At 28.7% G+C, this 17,574-nt stretch carries 13 protein-coding genes and 1 pseudogene; 11 read left to right on the top strand and 3 right to left on the bottom strand.

All coding sequences use genetic code 11. The features are described 5' to 3' along the window. The 6 genes from KJQ97_RS00515 to KJQ97_RS09935 form a co-directional block, all read left to right on the top strand. On the top strand, positions 1-261 hold a 261-nt coding region (locus KJQ97_RS00515), incomplete at its 5' end, for a dephospho-CoA kinase (RefSeq protein ID WP_214119575.1). Next, positions 248-997, top strand: coding sequence for a diaminopimelate epimerase (gene dapF, locus KJQ97_RS00510; protein WP_214119573.1), 750 nt, complete (start codon positions 248-250; stop codon positions 995-997). The genes KJQ97_RS00515 and dapF, both read left to right, overlap by 14 nt. Before the next feature lie 44 nt (positions 998-1,041). Further along, positions 1,042-1,692, top strand: coding sequence for a dUTP diphosphatase (locus KJQ97_RS00505; RefSeq protein WP_442862242.1), 651 nt, complete (start codon positions 1,042-1,044; stop codon positions 1,690-1,692). A 2-nt stretch (positions 1,693-1,694) separates the two neighbouring features. Continuing rightward, the gene (gene thrS / locus KJQ97_RS00500) at positions 1,695-3,497 is read left to right on the top strand and encodes a threonine--tRNA ligase (protein WP_214119571.1); all 1,803 of its coding nucleotides are present in this window, start codon (positions 1,695-1,697) and stop codon (positions 3,495-3,497) included. Continuing rightward, complete coding sequence (gene infC / locus KJQ97_RS00495; protein ID WP_214117012.1) at positions 3,494-4,018, top strand: translation initiation factor IF-3; 525 nt, start codon at positions 3,494-3,496, stop codon at positions 4,016-4,018. Before thrS ends, infC begins: the two co-directional genes overlap by 4 nt. 496 nt (positions 4,019-4,514) lie before the next feature. Next, a complete protein-coding gene (locus KJQ97_RS09935; RefSeq protein ID WP_214119569.1) occupies positions 4,515-7,289 on the top strand; it encodes an autotransporter outer membrane beta-barrel domain-containing protein in 2,775 nt (924 codons plus the stop codon). Positions 7,290-7,636: 347 nt separating this feature from the next. On the opposite strand, the gene KJQ97_RS00480 is transcribed toward KJQ97_RS09935, so the two are convergent. Together KJQ97_RS00480 and rpe are read right to left on the bottom strand one after the other, a co-directional pair. After that, positions 7,637-8,410, bottom strand: coding sequence for a 3'-5' exonuclease (locus KJQ97_RS00480; RefSeq protein WP_214119567.1), 774 nt, complete (start codon positions 8,408-8,410; stop codon positions 7,637-7,639). Beyond that, positions 8,410-9,057, bottom strand: a complete 648-nt coding sequence (gene rpe, locus KJQ97_RS00475; protein WP_214119565.1) for a ribulose-phosphate 3-epimerase — start codon at positions 9,055-9,057, stop codon at positions 8,410-8,412. The genes KJQ97_RS00480 and rpe overlap by 1 nt, the downstream gene beginning before the upstream one ends. A gap of 118 nt (positions 9,058-9,175) precedes the next feature. Here rpe and rpmB point away from each other — a divergent pair, with 118 nt between their 5' ends. The 5 genes and pseudogenes from rpmB (at position 9,176) to KJQ97_RS09970 (ending at position 11,911) form a co-directional block, all read left to right on the top strand. Beyond that, positions 9,176-9,370: a 50S ribosomal protein L28 gene (gene rpmB, locus KJQ97_RS00470; protein WP_214117022.1), complete on the top strand. Its 195-nt coding sequence runs from the start codon at positions 9,176-9,178 to the stop codon at positions 9,368-9,370. A gap of 18 nt (positions 9,371-9,388) precedes the next feature. Then, positions 9,389-10,513, top strand: coding sequence for a potassium channel family protein (locus KJQ97_RS00465; RefSeq protein WP_214117036.1), 1,125 nt, complete (start codon positions 9,389-9,391; stop codon positions 10,511-10,513). Positions 10,514-10,588: 75 nt separating this feature from the next. Continuing rightward, positions 10,589-10,810 carry an HP1242/YdcH family protein gene (locus KJQ97_RS00460; RefSeq protein WP_214117038.1) on the top strand — a complete coding sequence of 74 codons (222 nt, stop codon included), beginning with the start codon at positions 10,589-10,591 and terminating at the stop codon, positions 10,808-10,810. A 396-nt stretch (positions 10,811-11,206) separates the two neighbouring features. Continuing rightward, positions 11,207-11,470, top strand: a pseudogene (locus KJQ97_RS09975) (methyl-accepting chemotaxis protein); the annotation flags it as partial. Continuing rightward, positions 11,459-11,911, top strand: coding sequence for a CZB domain-containing protein (locus KJQ97_RS09970; protein ID WP_442862268.1), 453 nt, complete (start codon positions 11,459-11,461; stop codon positions 11,909-11,911). The pseudogene KJQ97_RS09975 and the gene KJQ97_RS09970, both read left to right, overlap by 12 nt. A gap of 387 nt (positions 11,912-12,298) precedes the next feature. Here the strand turns inward: KJQ97_RS09970 and KJQ97_RS00450 are convergent, their stop codons facing one another. Continuing rightward, on the bottom strand, positions 12,299-17,503 hold the full coding sequence (locus KJQ97_RS00450) for a hypothetical protein (RefSeq protein WP_214119563.1): 5,205 nt from the start codon (positions 17,501-17,503) through the stop codon (positions 12,299-12,301). Between the last annotated feature and the right edge of the window lie 71 nt (positions 17,504-17,574).

Here is a 17,574-nt window from a genome sequence, read left to right as displayed (position 1 = left end):
TTTTTTGAAAATAGCAATTATAATTTTTTGCTTAATAAAATTGTGATTTATTGCCCTTATGAATTATCTTTAACAAGACTTATGAATAGAAATAATTTAACAGAATTTGAAGCAAAACTAAGATTAAATTCTCAATTACACATAGACAAAAAAATAAAATTTGCAAGTTATTTAATCAAAAACGATGGTAATTTAGAAGATTTTAAAGATAACTCGCTAAAACTTATCCAAAAACTAAAGGAAAAACATGGAATTTCATAAATACTACGCAAATGGAAATGATTTTATTATTTTTCAAACTGATAATTTAGATGAAAATTATTTAAGTAAATTAGCTATAAAATTATGCAATAGACATAGTGGAATAGGTGCTGATGGGCTTATTGCAATCAAAAAAAATGATAAAGATTATGATTTTACTTGGGGATTTTACAATCAAGATGGCTCAAAAGCTAATATGTGTGGCAATGGTGCAAGAGCTGCGGCACATTTTGCTTACACTCAAAATTTAGCAAATAAAAATATGAGTTTTTTAACTGGTGCAGGGATTATTAAGGCGACAATTTTTGATGATGATTTTGTAGAAATTAGATTAACTAAAGCTAAGGTTATACACGAAAATTTAGTGGAATTTCAAAATGTATTTTGCCTAATTGATACAGGTGTGCCACACCTAGTAACTCTTGATGGAGTACAAAACTACAACGAAGAAAATGCTAAATATTTAAGAGAAAAATATGACGCAAATGTAAATTACGCAACTTTTAAAGATGGGGTTTTGTATGTTAGAACTTATGAGCGTGGAGTTGGAGAAACTTTAGCTTGTGGAACTGGAATGAACGCTTGTTTTTATTATGCTAGAATGCTTAAATTAGTTGATGAAAAGGCTACTATTTATCCAAAAAGCAATGATATTTGCGAAGTGAGTTTTAAAGATGATTATTTATATTTTAAAGCACAAGTTAAAAAAATTTTTAGCACTACGCTTGATTGTTAAATAATTTTGCTAGTATTTTGATATTTTTTGATGTAGAAGGGATGATGAAATTACAATATACTAATGATATGTTAAGCTTACAACAAGCTTTAAATAACGCAACTTGCGGAATTGGTTGGGAAAAAGGTTATACAAAGGAAAATCGCTTAATTGATTTTGCTCGTTGTATTTATATGGAATGTGCTGAACTCGTTGATTCTATGCCTTGGAAACATTGGAAAAGCATAGATGCTAGTTGGGACTTAGAAAATATTCAAATTGAATTAGTTGATATTTGGCATTTTATTTTAAGCCTTGCAATTATGCAAAATCAACAAAAAGAACTTATAAACACGATTTCAGAATTTAAATTCAATAAAACAAATAAAAATTTAAATGATATTTTAGAACTTTCAAGAGAATTAATTCACACAAGTAGTGCAAAAGAGCTAAACATAACGCAAATTACAGAAATATTTTTAAAGCTAATGTGTAGTTGTGAGTTAGAATTTACAAGACTTTATAAAATCTACATTGGTAAAAATGTCTTAAATAAATTCCGCCAAGATAACGGCTATAAAAATGGAACTTATAAAAAACTTTGGAATGGTAAAGAAGACAATGTAATCTTATATGAACTACTAGAGCAAAATGATATAAACTATGATAGTTTGTATAAAAATCTTAATGAAATTTATAAAAATTTAAAGGATTAATAATGGAAATAATAGGATATTACGATAAAGATAAAAATATTTATGATACTTTAAGCACTGATGGAGCAGGACTTGAGCCAATTTTCTATGATGATAGTCCTATGGCACTTGAAATCATTCGCCATAGCTGTGCTCACCTTTTAGCTGAAGCTATTACACAATTATATAAAAATGCTAAATTTTTCGTAGGACCTTGCGTTGATGAAGGTTTTTATTATGATTTTAAAGTAGATGAAAAAATCAGCGAAGAAGATTTAAAAGTAATTGAAGATAAAATGAAAGAGCTTGCAAAAAAAGGCTCTCCTATGGTAAAAAATACAATGAGCTATGAAGCTGCTTGCGAAAAGTTTAAAAATGATGAATTAAAACAAGCAGTTTTAAGTCGTTTAAGTGGAGAAATTAGCACATATTCTCAAGGTGAATTTACCGACTTATGTCGTGGGCCACATTTACCACACACCAAAATGCTTAAGAATTTTAAATTAACAAAATTAGCAGGTGCTTATTTAGGCGGCGATGAAAAAAATGAAATGCTAGTTAGAATTTATGGTATCGCATTTGCAACAAAAGAAGCTTTAAAAGACTATCTAACAATGATAGAAGAAGCTAAAAAAAGAGACCATAGAAAACTAGGAAATGATTTAAAATTATTCACATTTAGCGAACAAATTGGTGGCGGCTTACCATTATGGCTTAAAAATGGTGCAAGAGTTAGAAATAAATTAGAGCATATTTTATATAAAGCTCATAGGGTTAGATTTTATGAGCCTGTTCGTGGCCCTGAATTACTAAATTCTAGCGTTTGGAAAACAAGCGGACATTATGCAAACTACAAAGAAAATATGTATTTTACTAGAATTGATGAGCAAGAATACGGAATAAAACCAATGAACTGCGTAGGACATGTATTTTGCTATAAAAGTGAAGGTAGAAGTTATAAAGATTTGCCTATTAAATTCTTTGAATACGGAATGGTTCATCGCCATGAAATGAGTGGGGCTTTACATGGGCTTTTAAGAGTTCGTGAATTTACTCAAGATGATAGCCATATTTTCTGTATGCCAAGTCAAATAAAAACCTTAGTAAAAGAGATTTTAGATTTTGCTAAAAAAATTATGGTAACTTTTGGATTTGAATGGGAACTAGAAATCTCAACAAAACCTGAAAAATCAATAGGAAGTGATGAGATTTGGGAAGTTGCTACAAAAGCTTTAATGGAAGCTTTAGATGAAGAAGGTATTAAATACGGAATTGATGAAGGTGGTGGAGCTTTCTATGGTCCAAAAATTGATATTAAAATCCTAGACGCACTTAAACGCAAATGGCAATGTGGAACTATTCAAGTAGATTTTAATCTACCTGAAAGATTTGAGCTTGAATATACAGATGAAAACAATGAGAAAAAACGCCCTGTAATGCTTCATCGTGCTTTACTTGGAAGTTTTGAAAGATTTTTAGGCATATTGCTTGAACATACAGCAGGAGAATTACCATTCTTTATAGCTCCAATTCAAGTTATGATTTTACCAGTAGGTGAAAAGCATATTGAGTATTCAAAAGCATTACAAAAGGAATTATTAGAGCTTGGAGTTGATGCTGATATTAATGAGAAAAACGATACTTTAGGTAAAAAAATAAGAAATGCAGAAATGCTAAAAGTGCCTTATATAGCAGTAATCGGAGATGAAGAAATAAACAATAATCAAGTAGCTTTAAGAGATAGAAGAGCTAAACAACAATCAACACTTACAATGGAGGAATTTTTGAAACTAATTAAAGAAAAACAAAACGAGGTAGTATTTTGAGTAAAGAAAAAGATGTATTGTTAAATGAAGAAATAGATTTAGCAGAGGTTAGATGTATAGGTGATGATGGAGCACAATATGGCATAATTAGTAGCGATGAGGCTAATGCACTTGCTAATCGTTTAGGGCTTGATTTGGTATTAATCGCAAAAGATGCTAAGCCACCTGTTTGTAAGATTATGGACTATGGCAAGTTTTGTTATCAGCAAGAAAAAAAGCTAAAAGATGCTAAGAAAAAGCAAAAGGTAGTAGAAGTTAAAGAAATCAAACTTTCTGTAAAAATTGCTCAAAATGATATTAACTATAAAGTTAAACACGCTATTGAGTTTTTAAAATCAGGAAAGCATGTTAGATTTAGAGTATTTTTAAAAGGTCGTGAATTAAGCAATCCACAATCAGGCGAAGAGCTGCTTTTAAAAATTTATGAAGAAATTAGCGATATTGCAAATATGGATAAAGCACCTTTATTTGAAGGTCGCTACATTAATATGCTTTGCACCCCAAAAAGCACTAAAAAATAAAAACTTATCATTAAGGCAATTAATTTGCCTTAATCTTTATAATAATTATTGAAATTTATTGATATTTTTTAAAAAAATCATTTATATTTATTAATCTTTAAGTTAGATTTTAAGATAATAGCATTTCAATTTTTTTTTAAAGGAATGTTATGAAACAAAATTTTAGTGTAACGGGGGGGGGGTATTTAAACTCTCATTAATTGCAAGTCTATGTATCTCTTCAAACTTATTTGGTGCTACTAGTGTAGTTAATCTTAATGCAATCAATTCATTTAATGCAAAGACTCATAATGGCTTAACAAACCCATTTAAAACCAATAATGACGCAAATTATTTTAAATCAAGTCTTACAAATATTAATTCTATTGAATTAAATGCTCCTAATATAAAAGATGCTTATTATAATATTGAAAGCAATCAAAAAGCGTTTGATATAAGTTTTACTAATACTTATTTTGATACAAATGCAAGTATTAAAAATAGTAATAATGTAAGTGTGGATAAATCTTTTGGTAATTTAACGATAGAAAACAATAAAAAAACCACAATTACCAATAGCTATGTAACAACCTTAACTAATAATGGCTTAGTAGATGTAACTAATTCTATTGTAGATACAATTAATGCAAATAAAAGCAAAGTTACTCTTACAAATAGTTATGTAGATAAGATATATAGCAATCTTAATACCTTAGCTATTAATTCTAAAATAGGTTCTATCGAAGATAGTACTGCAGCAACTGATAAAATTACAGGAGATAAATTTGAAGCTCAAAATAGTGAAATAACGGGCAGGATTTATCAAATAGATGATGTAACATTAACTGATAGTAAGGCTTCATCAATTGGTCATGCTAAGATACTAAACTCTACAAATAGTCATATTGTTAAAGTAGATTTTATTGATAATTTTGTTGCCAATCAAGGCAGAATTGAAACTTTAAATTTTACTAAAAGTATTGATTTTAAAGGAACAGCAACAAATAAAATAATCTTAGACAATCTTCAGCGCATTGATGAAGGTACAATAGATCATGCAATTATTGATAATATTTATTTTGTAGGAAGTGATTATTCTAGTGAAAATCCTAAATTTGTAACAATATCAAATTCTTTAATCAAAGCTTCAAATGATCTTTTAGATAATAGTGCAAATAATTTAATATTACATAATACTGAAGTTCAAGGTGTTATGACTAATTATCATAATTTAAAGGCTTATGCAAGTAAATTTAAAAACAACATTAATACTAAGTCTTTAATACTTAAAGCAGATGCAAATGGTAAAAAAAGCGAGTTTAACTCATCAAATACAATTAGAACTAAAAAATACGAAATTGATAACCTAGATACAGGCAAGGTTTATAATACTAGCGGAGAGATTATAGGTGAAGGTAACATTAGCAATTCTTTAATTAATATGCAAATATCAGGATTTAGCGATAGTTATATAGTTTCAGATAAGTATTTAAAAGAGCCGATTGTAACAGCTACTACTTTTTATGGTGCTTTAAATGATAGTAATGTAACATTAGATAATGTAGTAGCTACAAATAATGCTAGAGCAGGAATTTTAAACATAAATAATTCAAAAATTGCAAAAAGAGTTCTAGCAAATAGCCTTACTTCAAATAACACAGCTTATTATCTAGGAGCAAACAAAGAAAGCTACACAGGTGCAATAATCTCAAGAGAAAACACAAGCGGAGCAAACAATGAATTAGTATTACTTAATGTTATGAGTGATAATAAACTTGATACAAGTAAAATAAACGCAAATCTACCCTTAGCAATACTTAAAAAAGGAACAGGAACAGCAGAGCTAAACACTTTCTTTAAAGATTATAAGATTAGCGATGGAATAAGTGATTATGTGATTAATAATGATTATGTTGCTAGTGCAATGCTAGGAGATTATCTAACCTATGCGATAACTACTAATAAGAATGGTAAAGTAAGTGATACAGGGCTTAATGCAGATAATATTGTTAGCATTGCAAACGGCGATAAGACAAGTGCTTTAGGTAAATTAGTAAATCAAAGTTCAAGTGATATGGATAGTGAAGTATTAGACTTATATTTAAACAACCTTGCAAATAGCAATTATGTATCAAATACTACAGATGAAACTCCAAATCAACCTGATACAAATAATCCAGACACAGGTGTAACTAACCCTGAAAACCCAAGCAATCCTGATACAGGTGTAACAAATCCTGATAATAAACCAGACAATTCTAAACCTGATACTGGTGTAACAAATCCTGATACAGGTGTAACAAATCCTGATACAGGTGTAACAAATCCTGATAATAAACCAGATAACAAACCAGATACTAGTGTAACAAATCCAATTGATAAAAACCAAATAGCAGATGATTTTATAAAAGATATTAAAATCAACAAAAACGCTAAAGCTCAAGCTCAAGTTATTTCAAAGGGAATAAATCTAATCAATACTTTTGCTTGGAATAATATGAATAAAAGATTAGGCGAAATTAGAGGTTTAGATAAAGAATTAGGCGTTTGGGCTAGAGCTTATTATACAAATGCAAGTATAGATGATGTAAAACTTAATTCATTTGAAGTTCAATTTGGAGCTGATAAAGCTAATAATTTTGCAGATGGCAATGTAATTACAGGAATTATGGCTAATATTTCTAATTCTAAATCTAGTGATGTTTTAAAAGGAAATAATTACGGGTTTGGTCTATATACAAGCTATATTTCAAACAATGATTTATATGCTGATTTAGTAATTAAAGCAAATCATTATAAAGTTAAATACAATTCAGAGCTTTTAAAAGGTTTAAAAGATAGCAAGACAGGATTTATTGCAAGTTTTGAACTTGGTAAAAGATTTGATTTAAATAGATTTTATGTTGAGCCTAGCATAGAAGCTATATTTGATTATACACCTAAAACTAACTTAGAAAATAATGCTATAAGCATTACAAGTAAGGCTAATTCTAATTTACATATAAAACCTGCAGTATTCTCAGGATTTAAGGTAAATGATAATGCCAATATAAGACTAGGTGCTGGTTATATTATAGATGTTAATAAGCCAAGTGATTCTATAATAATCGCAAAATCAAGCAAAGCAAGTGAAATAATAGAAGGTAAAAGAGATAATAAATTTTACTTAAATCTAACAGGTGATTATAAGTTTAACGATAATTTAAGATTAAACTTAGGTTACGAAAGAACTTTCGGAGCTGATTTTAATATTGACAATCAAATTAACGCTGTTGTAAGATATACATTCTAATTACAAAATCTTTAGCCTTAGTGCTAAAGATTTCTTTAAATATTTTTATCAAAAATTACATTGACTTTATATTCTAATTTAATAATAAAAATATGCTATCTTTTAAGTGCTTAATAAAAAGCATAAAAATGTTTAAATATTATAATTGTGTAAATATTTTTAAAAGGTCATAAATTAAGCAATCCACAATCAGGTGAAGAACTACTTTTAAAAATTTATGAAGAAATTAGCGATATTGCAAATATGGATAAAGCACCTTTATTTGAAGGTCGCTACATTAATATGCTTTGCACCACAAAAAGCACTAAAAAATAATAAAGTGGCTTTTAATAGCCACTTTTAAATTCTTATTTTTTCATCTTAGAGCGTGAATATAAAATCAAATCATTACTTGTTTTAATTTGTGAACCTTTTAAAGAATTAATACAATAATTCAAAATATCAGCACAAGCTTTCGCATCACTTAAGGCCCTATGATGAGTGCTAATGATACCTAATTCATTTTTTAAACTATCAAGACCATATTTATCACATTCAATACAACGCCTTGCTAACATAATCGTACAAAGCTTTCTATTAATCAATGGAGCGTTTAAGTATTCAAGACTTTCTTTTGCGATAAAACCATAATCAAAAGATACATTATGAGCTACAAAAATAGCATTACCTAAAAACAATCTAAAATCAGCTAAAACCCTAGCACTTCTAGGAGCATTTTTTAGCATTTGCGTTGTAATTCCTGTAAGCTCAACTATATTTTCAGGCACTTCGTTTGCATAAATAAAGCTTTCAAATTCATCTAAAATCTCGCCATTTTTTATCTTAACAGCACCAATTTCTATGATTTGCCCGTTACTAATTGAGCCTGTGCTTTCAATATCAACAACACAAAAAATCTCATCTTGAATTAATTTATTTCTTGAGTTTAAAAATACTTCTTGATTTTGTTTTAGCGTAATATCAAGCCCTAACATTAAAAGAGTTTCATAGGTTATCTCAAAATTTAAGGCATTTTCGTATTGGTTTTTTAAATCTTTATAATTAATACTACTTGTAAGTAGCCTTTCTAAAATCTTATCACAATTAGCAATTTGTTTTTTATAAAGCTCGTTATAATCCATCAAAATTCCATTTTTAAAGAATTAATTGCGACTTTATAATCATTACTACTAAACACATAATTTCCAGCCACAACTATATCAGCCCCTGCTCTTTCAATATCTGCAATATTTAAGCCATTTACTCCGCCATCAACTTCAATGAAGCATTTATAATTATTCTTATCAATCATTTCTCTTAAGGCACTGATTTTTCTAAGAGTGCTTGGTATGAAGCTTTGACCACCAAAACCAGGATTTACACTCATTAAAAGCACCATAGAAACTTCACTTAAAATATATTCAATCTCATTTAAATTCTGGTGTGGATTTAATACTATTGAAGGATTTACGCCGTGTTTTTTAATATAATCAATCAATCTTAAAGGATGAGTAGTAGCATCTATATGAAAGCTTAAGAATTTAGGTTTTATATCTAAAAATAAATCAACAAATTTATCAACTTCTCTTACCATCAAATGCACATCTAAAGGAATAGTAGCAACTTTAGCAATAGCTTTTGTAGTGCAAGTTCCAATGCTTAGATTTGGAACATAATGTCCGTCCATTACATCAATATGCAATAAATCAGCACCAGCAGCCTCAACTTTTTTAATATCTTCAGCTAAATTTAAAAAATCAGCAGACAATAAACTAGGAGCAACATACATTTTTTAATCCTTAAAATTATTTTTTATAGAATATCATTAAAACTTAAAAAAAAAATTAAGCTTAAGATGCTATGATTAATACTTTTATTTTTACAAGAACACAAAAAAAGGATTTACGATGTCAAAATTTTGTCAATTAACAGGTAAAGGTCCTATGGTAGGAAATAATGTTAGCCACGCTAACAATAAAACAAAAAGAAGATTTTTACCTAATTTACGCACTATTCGCATTGATTTAGGCGATGGCACAACTAAAAAAATTAGAGTTGCAGCTTCAACATTACGCACACTAAAAAAAAGAAGAGCTAACTAATTTTTATAAAGAATTTTTATGAGCTTTTTTAAAAAGCTAGGCAAATTGCTCGGTTGGGCTGAAAGTGGAAAACCTGAAGTTGATATAAATACCGAGTTTTACGAACAATTAAAACCTTTTCGTCTCCCATTAATAGCAGTTGTTGTAATGATGCTATTTGGGGCGATTGGTTATATGCTTACTAGTAATTTTTCATTACTTGATGGGATTTATCAAGCAGGTATGACTTTTACAACTTTAGGTTATACTGAAGTAGCTACAATCACTCCTGCTGGTAGATTTTTTACGATTTGCTATGTATTATTAGGCTTTGTTACTTTTACTTTTTCAATAGGTATTGTGATTGAAGTTCTAAAAAAAGGCGAATTAACAAGAATTATTAAGGAAAAACGAATGCTATACAAAATAGCAAGATTAAAAAATCATTATGTTATATGTTATCACAACGAATTTACCCAAGAATTAGCAAAACAATTTAAACAAACATATACACCTTTTGTAGTAGTAGATGATATACCAGATTTTGAAAAAATTGCTGAAGCAAATAAATATCCATTCTATATTAAATGCCCACCACATAGTGATTTGGCATTTTTAAAAACACATTTATCAAGTGCGAAAGGAATTATTTCTCTTAGCCCAAATTCTGCTGATAATATAGCAATAATTGCTAGTGCTAGACTATATGAAAAAGATATAAAAAGAATTAGTCCTTATTCTATAATAACAATTTCAAATTCCGAACACGACGCAGCAAGACTTAAAAAACTAGGGGCAAACACGGTTGTATTAGCTACGAAATTAGCAGCTCAAAGACTTAGCGTTGTAAGTGTAAGACCTGAAATGGAAAATCTATTAGAGCAATATTTATACACAAGAGACCAAAGTATTGATATTGAAGAAGTTAAAGTTCCTGATGAAAGTTGGGTTAGATTTAGAAGATTAAAAGATGTAGCTTTTAGACAATTAGCAAATGTTAGCGTAATCGGAATAAAAGATGCAAATAATAATTTTTTACCTATGCCAAAAGGTGATGCAATGATTGGAACGGGGACTAAATTATTGTTAATAGGAACTCCAGAAAGTATTAAAGAAGTTAAAAAAATTATTAAAAATAAGCAAACTCCTGAAAGTTTAAAATAAAATATAAATGTTATCTGTTTGTAATTTATTTTAGTTACCATATTAATACACATTACTAAAAATTAAGGAGAAGTTATGTTACACGAACATAGAGAGTTAATCACGAATTTAAAAGGTAAAGACGCACATTTTGATAAGCTTTTTGAAGCTCATAATGATTTAGATCATAAGATAAAAGATGCTGAAGAAGGTAGAATTCATTTAGATGATTTAGAAATAGCTAGAATGAAAAAGGAAAAATTAAAATTAAAAGATGATTTAAATAATTATTTAAATTCTATTAAAAATAAAGCTTGATGGGGGGGGGTATTTATGTTTTTTAACAAAGATAACACCCTCCAAAATGAATTGCAGGAAAAACTAAATAGAGCAATAGCAGAAAAAGAAAAGTTAGAAGCTGAAATTGCGAAATTAAAAAATGAAATTACTGCAAAGGCAAATAACGAAGAAGAAGATAAAATCAAATTCTCACTATTTGACATTATGGTAAAAGGTATGAAAGAAAGCGTTTCTTTTGTTCAAAAAGATATTGAGGGTGATTTATCAAGAGCTCAAGAAATAGAAACTCTTTCAGCAGATTGTGTAGATATGATAGTAAATCTTAAAAAAGTATCTGAAAGTATCATAACATCACTTGAAAAAATCACTGAATCATCAAGTAAATCTCGTGATACTGCACAAAATCTCCATAGAAGCGTTGATGAAATTACAAATGTAATTAATTTAATCAAAGATGTATCAGACCAAACCAATTTGCTAGCTTTAAATGCAGCTATTGAAGCAGCTCGTGCTGGTGAGCATGGTCGTGGTTTTGCTGTGGTTGCTGATGAAGTTAGAAAACTAGCAGAAAAAACCCAAAAAGCAACAGCTGAAGTAGAAATGAATATCAATTTATTAAAACAAAACGCTAATGAAATGTTTACGCAAAGCGAATCGGTAGAGCAAATATCACAAGATTCAAACGCACATATCGGAACATTTTCGGAGCAATTTGATAGATTATCGCATATATCTAAAGATATTAAATTTAATGCGAGTGCTATCAAATACGAAGTATTTACATCTTTAGTAAAACTTGACCATATCTTATTTAAAGCAAATGGATATGCAAATGCACTAAGTGAAAATCCAACAAAATTAAGCGACCATTTTAGTTGCCGTCTTGGTAAATGGTATCAAAATGAAGGTAAAGAAATGTTCGGACATCTTCCTTTATATTCTAAAATTGATACTCCGCATAAAAATGTTCATGAAAGCATTAATCAAGCACTTGGATATATTGCAAGCAAGCAGTCTAATAGCAAAGAAATTGTTGAGCTTTATAAAGAAGCAGAAAAATCAAGTCTTGAATTATTTATGATTTTTAGACATTTATTAGGCGAATTTATTAAAAAATAATTCACTAATCTTATTAGGGTTTTAACCCTAATAAGCTTGTATATTTAAAAAATTTATACTTAATCTGATACTAAAATCAACTTTTATTTTTATTTAACAACCCTTTAAAATACCAATATAAAGCTAAAAATAACTTTTATAGTTCTATCTACTCCTAGAAATTATCGGCAAAATATCTTAGTTTAAAATATACATTTTGAAATAATTAGCAGAATTTAAAAATTAATTACATAAAAAATATCCAACCAACAAACTCAAAAATATATTAATTGAAAATATTTTAAAGCAATAAAATCTTTATTAGATATATCAAATAAAAAAGAAAATAATTGTGATAGTAAAAATAAATTCTAATTCGTAATTGTTATTACGAATTAGAATTCTTCATTAGAATTTATAGCTAAAGCCCAAGCTACCTTTTAATTCTTTATCAGAATTTGTGTAAAGATTGCTTCCTAAATTGATATTAAAACTAGCATTAGGGTTGATTTTATAATCTATACCAAAATTTAAATTCACACTTGTATCGCCCTTTTTACCTTCAATGATATTTTCTTTAACTTCATCTATTAACAACATATCAGGCTTTTTAGTTAGTTCTTTGCTAAGTGCAACAGATAAAAATCCATCAAGGCTATCTAGCATAGAAACTCCACCTTCTAATTTAGCTGATAAAGTATGCTTTAATTGGCTATCCCCACTTATACTAAGACCATTTGTGCTAATTGCAGTCGGCTTATAAGAAGTCAAATCATATCTTAAACTTGGCTCAAAATAATATTTATCCCCAAATCTAACCCCACTTTCAAAACTAGCTGTATAAACATTGTGATTTTTATCAGCTTTAATTCCTAATTTATCTGCCTCATAAGAGCTTGATATATTGTGGTAAAAAGCATTAGCACCTATAAACACTCCATTATTAAATACATTCATAGCATATAAACCAATGCCTTTTGAATCGCTATTAGCATTTACATTTCCTTTAGTTTCAGCCGTTCCAAAACTAGCAGCTACACCTAAAGTTAAATTAGAATTGCTAAGTTCATTTGTCTTATCAGCACCAACATTAAAATTCTTATAACGAATTGAACTATATTCGTATTTGTTATATCCCATTTGATTATCTAGCCAAAATCCATTACCTACTTTTTGATTTTTCACCAATCTTAATCTATTGTTTAATGTATTGTTTTTAGTATTTGCTATGTAATCAGGGCTTGTTAGAATGAAATTAGCCGTCCCAACAGCGTCTTTATCAAAATCTATTAAATCAAACATATCACCTAAAACAACTTCTAAACTAGAAGTATTAACATTATTGCTATTAGCACCATTTGCTATATTTCCTAAATCTTGACCCGAAATAACACTATCAACATTACTCTCATCTATTAAATCATCGCCTTTAATACCAATGCTCCAAATAGCATTTCCTTTAGCATTAGGATTAAAATGCGTAAATCTATCGGCTAATTCATAATTTGCCACTTTTGTTTGATAAGTTACTTTAAAAAAGTCCTTGCTAATTCCTGATTGAGAATTTGCATCACTTCTTTGTGAATTAGTAGTGTTATTAACTATTGCTATAGGGATAAAACCTTCTTTATCTTTTAGCATAGTAAGGTTTGTATTCGCAAGTTGTATTGTATTGTTAGCACCACTTATAGCTTCTCTTACTATTATAGCTCCACTATAAATATCGTGGAATGAAGTATCAATTCCACCACCATAAATATAAAACTTAGAATTATTAGCTACTAAAGTATTTACTGCTACTTGACCTTTTATATGAGTATTTGTTGTATCTAGCTTATCAACCCTTACGCCGCCATTTAATTCTGATTGTTTTGTAGTGTAAGTTCCGCTATCTTTTTGTATATTAGCATCATATACATTACTTGAGCTATCATCTTTGCCTAAAAGCTTAGAATTAATAGTAGAGTTTGCAATATTTACTAAATTAGAATTGATATTTGATGAGTTGATAGTAGAGTTTGTAATGCGTGCAGAATTTGATTTGATATTTTCTGCTGTAACATTTAAATCTTTTATATTTAAATCCTTAGTAATATCAACTTGATTTGCCGTAATTACATTACCTTTTTCCATAGATTTACTTGTATCAAGGCTAAAGATTGCATCAGTAGCACTAACTTTACCACTGAACTGATTTCCTTGATTAGCATATAAAGTTTTACCTACATTTAAATCTTTTTCAAATGTTGTATTATCTACGCTTACATCATTTGTAGTAGTTGTTATTCCACCAAATTTACCCCCACTACCTTTAATATCACTCAATTCAACATCGTTTGTATAAACTACTTTATTACTAATTAAGTCCCCATTACCTGTGATTTTTGATGAAATCGTCCCATCAACTATCTCAATAATACCTTCATTTTTAATATCGCCTGTGATTTGAGATTTGCCATTAAGTGCTAGGTAAGTAGTATCATCAAGTAATGTTAAATTATTTGCCGAACTTCCCTCATCAAGAGTAATTTTTGCATTATTTTTTAAAGTCAAATCATTAAAATAACTAGCTTTAATATCTGACTTACAATTTGTATTATCCTTGCAATCAATTGTAGTAGCTCCATTAAATTTTGTATTAAGTGCATTAAGATTGCTTACTACAACTTCGCCATCAAATATAGATTTACTCGTATTAATAGTGTTAGCATTAACTTTTGAATCTTTAGAGAATGTAGTGTCTAAAACTGCTTCAATTGTATTGGCATTAACTATAGAATTAAATCTAGAATTATTAGACTTTAAAGTATCTTTTACATTAACTTCTTTATTAAATACTGATTTTTCTGAAGTTATATTATTTGCCGATACAAAACCATTAAAAGTTGAGCCGCTATTTGCAATTATGCTATCAGTTGCAGTGGTTGTGCCGTTAAATACTGAACCGCTATTTGCCGTGATAAAATCTGATTTTATATCTTTTTCAAATGTAGCTTTATCATTTGCTGTTAGTTTGTGTGCTGTAAATGTATCGCTTATGGTTACATTTGTAACGCTTAATTCATTAAACTTACTATTATTAAGACTTGAAGTGCAGTCAGTATTTTTACAATTAATATCCACTAAACCTTGAAAATTAGTACTATTAGCCGTTAATTTCTCTACATTTACTTTAGATGTAGCACTAAAAACACTATTAGCATCAGTAGTTAAACTAGAAGTATTTACTAAAGCTTTAAAGGTTGAGCCTGTAGAGTTTATAGAATTACTTGCATTTACACTACCGCTAAAAATTGAATTAGTAGAAGTGATTGTATTTGCTGTAACATTTGCAAAGCTTGAATTATTTTTAGCTGTTAGAGTAGCTGTATCAATTGCATTAGCAAATGTTGAACTATCAGCTGTAATTGAATTATTCTTAACTATGCTTCCATTAAATGTAGAACCTACTGCATTAATATCTGTTGCATTGACTATGCTTGTAGTATCAAATATAGAATTTGAATTAGAATTTAATGTAGCTGTATTTACTATAGCTTTAAATGTTGTATCACTTGAAGTGATTGAATTACTTGCTGTTATGTTTTTATTGAATATAGAATTTTTAGAACTTTCTAAATCTTTTGCTTCCACTACTCCATCAAATGTAGCACCATTTGAAGTAATTTTATTAGTTGCATTTACATTTCCTACAAATTTTGAGCCACTATTAGCAGTTATACTATCGGTTGCAGTGGTTGTGCCGTTAAATACTGAATTAGTAGAAGTGATTGTATTTGCACTTACATTTTTTGCAAAGCTTGAATTATTTTTAGCTGTTAGAGTAGCTGTATCAATTGCATTAGCAAATGTTGAACTATCTGCTGTGATTGAATTATTCTTAACTATGCTTCCATTAAATGTAGAACCTACTGCATTAATATCTGTTGCATTGACTATGCTTGTAGTATCAAATATAGAGCCTTTTTGAGCGTCTAAAAATGCAGTTTTTACTTCTTTTTCAAATGTAGCACCATTTGAAGTAATTTTATTAGTTGCATTTACATTCCCTACAAATTTTGAGCCACTATTAGCAGTTATACTATCGGTTGCAGTGGTTGTGCCGTTAAATACTGAACCACTATTTGCAGTGATTGTATTTGCACTTACATTTTTTGCGAATATTGTATCATTTGAAGTTATAGAATTTGAAATAGTTATATTGTTATTAAATTTAGAGTTATTAGAACTTTCTAAATCTGTTGTAGTAACTTCTCCATTAAATGTAGCACCGCTTGAAGTAATTTTGTTAGTTGCATTTACGCTCCCTACAAATTTTGAGCCACTATTAGCAGTTATGCTATCGGTTGCAGTGGTTGTGCCGTTAAATACTGAACCACTATTTGCAGTAATTGTATTTGCACTTACATTTTTTGCGAATGTTGTATCACTTGAAGTAATTGAATTACTTGCTGTTATAGTGTTATTAAATATAGAATTTTTAGAACTTTCTAAATCTTTTGCTGTAACTTCTCCATTAAATATAGCACCACTTGAAGTAATTTTGTTAGTTGCATTTACATTCCCTACAAATTTTGAGCCACTATTAGCAGTTATGCTGTCATTAGCCTTTGTATTCCCATTAAATATAGAACCATTTTCAGCAATAATAGTGCCTGAAGTTATACTGCCGTTTAAATTCGCACCATTTGTTGCCTTTAACTCATTAGTTACATTAATATCTGCACCTATTGTAGAAGTTCCTATTTCTGCATTAGTTGCTGTAAGTTTGTTTGTATTATCTATTTTAGAATTTTTTATATCCAATTTTGTTTTTGCATTAATATTTGCATTATTTGAAGTTGTAATATTATTAAGAGTAACATTTTGAGCTATTATATTGTTATCTTTATTAAGCCCTGAGTTATCGATATCAACGCTATTTAAAGTAACATTAGCTAGATTAGTTCCTGATTTTTCTCCACCTATATTAACATTTTTAAATGTTCCACCTATGATTGTTAAAGAACCACTCGTATCATTTTTACTATTAGCATTTATAGATTGATTGGTAAGATTTGTATCGGTAATTATAACATTTGCACCATCTTTTATAACAATCTTATGTGAAGTTGGAGTGGAAGTCGTTTTTGATAAATCCATATTATTAATACTAATATTTCCAGTTAATGTTATATTTCCACCAATGCCAATTTTATTGGTATCATTTAATTGCATATTTACAATTTCAACAGGACCTGTTCCCTCAATGTCTACATTATTCATATTTCCTTGTACAAGATTGTTTAAGTCTCCAATAATTAAACCACCACTAGTAGTGGTAAGCTTTACTTTATTACCATTCTTACTTATATTAGTTACCTTGTTAACATAAGTACTACCTTGAAAATTATTAAAAGTAGAAGTTTCATCTATTTTTAACTCGCCTATATGTCCATTGTAAAAAGTATTTTTATAACCAGCATTATTTACCATTTCAAGAATATTAACACCAAGCATACCGCTTTTATCTAATTTAGAATTATCTAGTTTTAAATTATCTATATTAATTACAGTATTAAAACCAGATGTTCCTGAAGAAATATTAATTTCAGATTTATTATTTAAAGCCATATTTTTAACATTAAAAATAGAATCTTTGGCAGAACCAAGATTAACTTTTAAATTATCCCCTATAAAAATAT

Source organism: Campylobacter sp. 2018MI01 (genome assembly GCF_018501205.1).
Taxonomy (GTDB): domain Bacteria; phylum Campylobacterota; class Campylobacteria; order Campylobacterales; family Campylobacteraceae; genus Campylobacter_E.
The sequence above is the reverse complement of the archived record's forward strand: the minus strand, read 5'-3'. Positions and strand labels throughout refer to the sequence as shown.